Source organism: Flavobacterium sp. (assembly GCF_041911335.1).
In the GTDB taxonomy this organism is placed as follows: Bacteria; Bacteroidota; Bacteroidia; order Flavobacteriales; family Flavobacteriaceae; genus Flavobacterium.
Genome location: NZ_JAYRPD010000007.1, coordinates 1 through 1,638 on the forward strand (window position 1 = coordinate 1; position 1,638 = coordinate 1,638).

The window sequence follows — 1,638 nt, forward strand, 5'->3', positions numbered from 1 at the left end:
ATTTTAGAGGCTTTCTCTTTTGAAGAAACAGGTATGTCTTTTGGCTGGAATTTGTTTATTATTATTTTTCTGTTATCAACTTTTTGTTGTGCAGCCGCCTCTTCTAATTTTCTACTTTCTTCTGCTGCTCTTTTCTGTTCTTCTTCTTTTCTGTCAAGTTCACGGTTGGCTCTGAATAAGTCAACAATTTCTCCTACCCCTTTTGCTATATCGTTTACCATTTCTGCATCATTGGCATAGCTTTTTATACCAAGTCGTTGCTCGAATTGCCTGTTGTTTTCGTCTAATATTTTCTGAACATCAGCCATTGTAACTCCATTATTGGAATTAGTAGTTTGCGTTTGTTGAGGAGAAGCCGTATTGTTGTCGTAATTGTTGTAGTTTTGAGTAGCTGTATTCTTTAGATTAGTTTGATTTGAATTTTGGTTTTCATCGTTACTTGATTTGGACAAATGACTGGTACATTGATCAATAGTCATTTGACTTTGCTCTATCATAAAATTTAAACCACCGTACTTGGAAGCAAACCAAGCTGGAACTGTTTGTTTTAATCGTTGAATCTCTGCGATAATTTGTTTTCGTTGGGTAATTATTGAAGAACAGTTATCATAATTTAAGGTGGGGTATTGATTATATTTTAAATAATAAACACTGTAGATATACTCGTAGTTCGTTATTGGATATCCATCAATTTTTACAGAATTACAATCCAAGTTACTTGATGACGGATAGCTTCCAGAAAACCATTGAGAAATGGAGTTGCTTCCAATAGATACAGCAGTTCCCATGTATATAAATGAAACTTGTCTATTACTCAAATTTTTAAACCTAAACTGAGTGTTATCTGGATTATTTTCAGCTGTTAATGCCACATCAAGATTGTTATCAAAGAACTTGGAACAAAAATCTTGAGCACTTACTGAACTACTAACTAACATCCCTACAAACAGGAATAAAATTTTAATTGTTTTCATTTATTTATTATTAAGTTAATTGTTTACTTAATTTCGATAGCTTCTGCTATTTTAAATCCATTTTGATTGCAATACGCATCAAATCCACTATAGGGTTTGTCATTTCGCATGTTATCTACACACCCTCTCAGAAACTCAAGCTGCTGTCTTATTTCTCCATTGGATATCACTTTCTGCATAGGATAATTTTTGTCATGATCCCAATACGAAATTACTCCATTAGATTCCAATTTGTTTACAGTATAAAATGCTGTTGGAATGGTATATTCACCTGTAAATTCTTTGGGTATTTTAAAATGGCTTTAATTTCTTCTTTACTCAAAACATTGGGTAATACTTTTTCTCTTTTTGGTCGATGTATTTTGTCAATTTCTCCTTTTGTTCCACCTAATCTTATATTTGCTGTAAAATTTACTTTGTAAGTTTTGGTAGGGTGGTTATTTTTTACCCAAACTTCCAAAGCACTCCCATTTTTTATAATCTCGGCAGATAAAGAAGCGTGTCCTGTACTGATAACAGCGGTTTCATATTTTGTTTTTGTCTGAGCAAATACATTTCCGTATGACAGTAACAGAAAAACTAAAATTATATTCTTCGTTTGTGTTAATATTCTTCTCATAATTTGATGATTTAGAGTAGCGTTCAAAGGTAATTAAAAAGACCA

Annotated in this window: 2 protein-coding genes; both read right to left on the minus strand. The window is 32.2% G+C overall.

The annotated features are described in order from the left end of the window. Window positions 1-974: hypothetical protein (locus ACE3PD_RS00825; RefSeq protein ID WP_374398610.1), on the minus strand; the 974-nt coding region annotated here is incomplete at its 3' end. Window positions 975-1,209: 235 nt separating this feature from the next. Beyond that, window positions 1,210-1,593: a hypothetical protein gene (locus ACE3PD_RS00830; RefSeq protein ID WP_374398612.1), complete on the minus strand. Its 384-nt coding sequence runs from the start codon at window positions 1,591-1,593 to the stop codon at window positions 1,210-1,212. Between the last annotated feature and the right edge of the window lie 45 nt (window positions 1,594-1,638).